This window comes from Nocardia sp. NPDC058497, assembly GCF_042720195.1.
In the GTDB taxonomy this organism is placed as follows: Bacteria; Actinomycetota; Actinomycetes; order Mycobacteriales; family Mycobacteriaceae; genus Nocardia.
Genome location: NZ_JBHXMY010000002.1, coordinates 40,845 through 45,360 on the forward strand (window position 1 = coordinate 40,845; position 4,516 = coordinate 45,360).

The following is a 4,516-nucleotide window of genomic DNA, read 5'->3' on the forward strand; positions in this document are numbered from 1 at the left end:
ACTTTTCGGCTATTTGGTGGCTGAGGGCAGCGAATCGTAGCTGGTCAGCGCGTCTTTCGCGGACAGGGTCGGACCGGGGACGAGCTGGCCGATGATCGACCACGGCGCGAGCCGCGGCTTGTCACCGAGGCCGAGCACCGCGGCGGTGGCGGTGTCGGGAATGCCGTAGCGAATCCCGTTGTCGGCCACATAGAACAGCGATTCGCGCCGGAGGCTGCCCGGTTCGGCGCCGGTGACCTGCACGTATTCACCGGTGCTCGGCGGCACGTACACCGCGTCCATCCGGTCGCCCGAGCCGTCGGCGGTCGAGAGCGTCACGGGCTTGGCCGAATCGGCCAGCGGCAGTTTCGTACCGGCGAGCAATGTCACCGTGGCGCGTTCGGCCGGCCCGTCCACCGATTTGCCCGGCGCGGTGGCCTCGCCCGGGTCCTTGGCCCAGCTCACGCAGGCCACGGGGGCGTCCTCGGCGGACAGGATGCGCGGCTTGCGCTCGGGGAAGTCCTCGATCGGCAGGGTCTTCAGCATCGGCATCCGGTCGAGCACGTCCGGTGCCAGCTCGGCGATCTCACGCATGCCCCGTGAATCGGCGTTGCGCAGCAGGTCGGCGGTGAATTCCGAGACGCGCTGCACACCGTCGGCGAGCACCACGTACATCGTTTCCTGATCCGCGGCCTGGACACCGGTGACCGAGATGATGCCGCCGACCGGCACATTCGCGAGTTTGCCTGGGCCGGGTTCGCCCGCGCGTTCGATGGTCGGCACGGCCAGCGCGGGCGCCTGGGTGGTCGCGCCGAGCACACCGCTGCCGATCGGGCGGACCTGCTTGCCGCTCAGGCCGAGGGTGCGCGCGATCACCGAATCGGCCGGATCGACCTCGGCCCTTGTCCCCCGGTACACGAGGTAGGTCTTGTCGTCGTGCCGCACCAGCAGGGCGTCGTCGGGGCCGGTGGCGCCGATCCGGTCACCGGTCTCCGGCTTGCCGACGATGGCGGTGGTGAGGCCGCCGCTGGCGCCGGACGCGCTGCCCGATGCGGAGAGCTGGGTGGTCTCGCACAGCGTCCAATTCGAGCTCGACCCCTGCTTGGAACCCGGCATCGCGGCCGGGGCGCCGGGGATGCCGAGCAGCGGGCCGCGCGGCATCGAACCGAGCTTGTCGTCCTTCACCGATTTCGGGGCCTGCGCGTCACCGGCGATGAGCCGGGCCGAGGCCAGATTGAGCACCGGGTGGAGGGTCTTCTCGCCCTCCTTGGCCTCGACGACCACATACATGGCGCCGCTCTGCTTCCCCGTGACGATCAACGCGTCGCCGATCGCACCCTGCGGTTTGAGAAAACCGAGGATGGCCGCGCCTGCCACGATGATCAGCCCGAGGACCGCGCCGACCATCATCGACCTGCTCTGCGACCGCATCGGATCGTGCAGCATGCGCACGTCACGGCGGACGAGGGCGTGGTCGAGCCTGCGCAGGAGAAAACGATAACCATTGACCTGGGCCTTGGTTGTCAGCTGTGCCGGCACAGGGACTCCATTGCTGCGTTGATCACCATCTCGTCGGACACGGTACCGTAAATCCGGAATTGTCCTTCACCATGATTCGACGTATGCCAAGCAGGGACAACGATTTTGAACAGCAGAATGAACGCCGGGCAAACCGGCGGCGACAATGCCTACGACACCTTGCGTGATCCGGAATTCTGGTTGTTCCGGATGTATCCGCTGCGCGCGTGCGTGCCGGTCGCGGTGCTCGCGGCGATCGTGGCCTGGATAGTGCTGGCGACGACCGACTCGGTCTACGGGGCGATCGGTGGTGCGGCGGCCGTGTTGCTGATCGGGCTGGTCCCGATCCGGCGGCGGCCACCCGCGGTGCGGATCGGTGACTGGTTCGCGCGACGTCTGCGGGCTCGCGCCGACACCCTCGACCGCGCACCCGCGTTCGACGTGCCGCTGCCCGAGGGCGGCGGCTGCGGCGTGCGCTGGGACGGCGATCTGCTGCTGACGATGCTGCGGATCGATCCGCCGCCGGACGCGCTCACCCTGCTGCGCCGCGGCTCGCTCAGTGCCGACCAGTTGCTGCCGCTCACCGAGGTGGCGCGCTGCCTCGATCAGTTCGATGTCGAGCTGGTGAGCATCGACGTCATCGCCACCGGCGCGCGCACCGCGGGCACCGGTGCCGCCGCGCACCTCTACAACCGCATCCTCGGGCCGCTGCCCGCCATCGCGCACCGCACCTGCTGGCTGGTGCTGCGCCTGGATCCGGTCGCCAACGCGACGGCGGTGGACAAGCGCGGCGGCGGCGCGACCGGCGCACTGCGCACGATGATCATCGCCACCCGCCGGGTCGCCAACCGGCTGGCCACCCAGGGCATCGATGCCGCGGTGCTCACCGCCACCGAGATGAACAGCGCGGTCCGCGAACTGTCCTACGGCTTCGACCCGCTGCGGCTGACCGAGTCGGCGCACGGCCTCGAGTCCGAGTTCGGCCGCAATCTCACCCACTACCAGCTCACCGCGCCGATGATCGGCACGAATGGGCTGGCCGAGATCTGGTCGCTGCCGACGCTGTCGACCACCGTCACCCTGCGCCTGCACCCCGGCGCGCGCCGCAACGGTCGCGCGGACGACAAGGCGGGGACCGTGGTGCTCAACGCCGTCGTCCGTTTCGATTCGGTGGAGCCCTTCGACGAGGCGCCGATCGCCGGTCTGCGTGAGCTGCCAGGCAGCCAGCGCCGAATCCTGCTCGACACCTTGCCCATCGGCGCCGCCGACGACCTCGGTGGCCGCGACGGCTACCGCGGCACCCTCACCGCGCTCGCCGACATCGCCGTACCGACCATCGGCTGCGGCCAGTTGATCGGCGCCGACGAGCGCGGCCAGGGCATCGCGGTCCCGTTGATCGGCGCGGGCACCCGCCACGTCGACGTGATCGGCAACCTCGACCTCGCGCAGCAGGTGGTCCTGCGGGCCACCGCGCTCGGCGCCCACGCCGTCGTGCACACCTCCCGCCCGCAGGCGTGGCAGTCGATGGTGGCCAATCTGGCCACTCCCCAGCTGCTGTCGATCGCGCCGCGCGCCGCGGGCGCGACCCCGCAGCCCCCGCCCGGCCCGCCGCCGGTCCCCGCGGCCCCCTACCCCACCACGACGGTCCTGGTCTTCGACGGCATCGCCCCCACCACCCATCTGGGCGGCGCGACCATCGTCGAAGTCCGCACCGCCGAACGTGATCCGGAAGCGATGCCGCCGGATGTCACCCTCATCCAGGACCCGTACGCCCCGAACCGGATCACGGTGCGCACCAGCACCGGCAGCGCGACGGTGTCGATGGTGACTACCCCTGACGAGATGCACTACATCGGCGAATCACTCGCGGCGCGATGAGTCCGGGCTGAGCGACGACCTCAGCCCGAACAGCGCCGACAGCGTGAATCAACCCCGCACGGGCCGACCTCGAGGAGGCCCCGCCCGCGCAGCGGGCATAGCGGCCCAGCCCGACGAAAACGGGGCGAGACCATGTGCCGCAGGCACGAGTCTCGCCCCGTTTTCGTTGGGCCCCAAGGGGGCCGCGCTCGAGCGCGCCAGCGCTCCGATAACTCAGAAGTCGGCGAAACCGTCGCCGACCTTGCCGTCGGCCTCGAGCGCGCGGTTGAGCGCGGACTCGACCTGAGCGGCGAGCTTGTCGAGCTTGTCGAGGGTGTCGGTCAGCTCGGTGGTGACGTTCTTGTGCGCGGTGTCGAAGTTCGAGATCGCGTTGTCACCCTGCAGGTTGTTCCGGAAATCCGAAGCGGCGCCCTCGAGTTCGTCGATTTCGCCCTTCATCTTCCCGCCGTAGGTCTGCAGGTCGCTGAACAGCTCGTTCATCGCCGCGGGATCGTAAAGAATGGTCATGAGCTCAGTTCCTGTTCGTGTCTGATGCGCGGTCAGAGGTTGGTGTAGCTGCCGCCGCCGCTGGTGGCGCCACCGCCGGACAGGCCTTGGCCGTCCATGTTCACCAGGGTGGACTTACCGGTGTTGACGGCTTCGGTGAGCCGGTCGAACTTCTTGTTCAGAGCGTCGGCCTCGTCGTGCCAGGCCTGGGCGACCTTCACGAACTCGTCGGAGGCGTCACCCTTCCAGCCGCGCAGCACGGCCTGGGCCGCGTCGTCGATCTGGCCGACCGACGTACGAAGGTTGTTGATGGTGCCTTCGAGCTTGGAGACGACGCCGTCTACGCCGCCGGCTTCTACACCTACTGGTCCCTGAGGGGGCATGTGCCGAACCTTTCCTACTTGATGGTTGAAACGAGAGATGGCTTAATCGGGCCGCCACCCCCCACCGGGAAGCCCCTCGAGGAGCGCACCGACTGCCTGGGTCAGGCGGTGGTCGGTGCCCGGCGTGATGGTCGACCACACCTGCCCGTCGGGCGCCGTCATCGGCGCGACGACGATCCGGCCGCGCGCGGTGTGGTACCTGTCTCTTAAACAAAACTGACGCGGCCGCCGCATAGAGAGGTGTTTTTATCGGGGGTGGCCGGTGGATTGAG

General features: G+C 69.0%; 5 protein-coding genes. 1 reads left to right on the top strand and 4 read right to left on the bottom strand.

From position 1 onward, the window contains the following. Positions 1-9: 9 nt before the first annotated feature. Positions 10-1,518, bottom strand: coding sequence for a type VII secretion protein EccB (gene eccB / locus ACFWPJ_RS00565; RefSeq protein ID WP_378845545.1), 1,509 nt, complete (start codon positions 1,516-1,518; stop codon positions 10-12). Between the two features lie 117 nt (positions 1,519-1,635). Between eccB and eccE the strand changes: the two genes are divergently transcribed. Then, the gene (gene eccE, locus ACFWPJ_RS00570; protein ID WP_378845547.1) at positions 1,636-3,375 is read left to right on the top strand and encodes a type VII secretion protein EccE; all 1,740 of its coding nucleotides are present in this window, start codon (positions 1,636-1,638) and stop codon (positions 3,373-3,375) included. 213 nt (positions 3,376-3,588) lie between these two features. On the opposite strand, the gene ACFWPJ_RS00575 is transcribed toward eccE, so the two are convergent. From ACFWPJ_RS00575 to ACFWPJ_RS00585, 3 genes are read right to left on the bottom strand one after another with little or no spacing between them, the layout of a single operon-like run. Beyond that, positions 3,589-3,882, bottom strand: coding sequence for a WXG100 family type VII secretion target (locus ACFWPJ_RS00575; RefSeq protein WP_022567327.1), 294 nt, complete (start codon positions 3,880-3,882; stop codon positions 3,589-3,591). A 32-nt stretch (positions 3,883-3,914) separates the two neighbouring features. Beyond that, on the bottom strand, positions 3,915-4,244 hold the full coding sequence (locus ACFWPJ_RS00580) for a WXG100 family type VII secretion target (RefSeq protein WP_378845548.1): 330 nt from the start codon (positions 4,242-4,244) through the stop codon (positions 3,915-3,917). A 42-nt stretch (positions 4,245-4,286) separates the two neighbouring features. Further along, complete coding sequence (locus tag ACFWPJ_RS00585) at positions 4,287-4,478, bottom strand: ESX secretion-associated protein EspG (RefSeq protein ID WP_378845550.1); 192 nt, start codon at positions 4,476-4,478, stop codon at positions 4,287-4,289. Between the last annotated feature and the right edge of the window lie 38 nt (positions 4,479-4,516).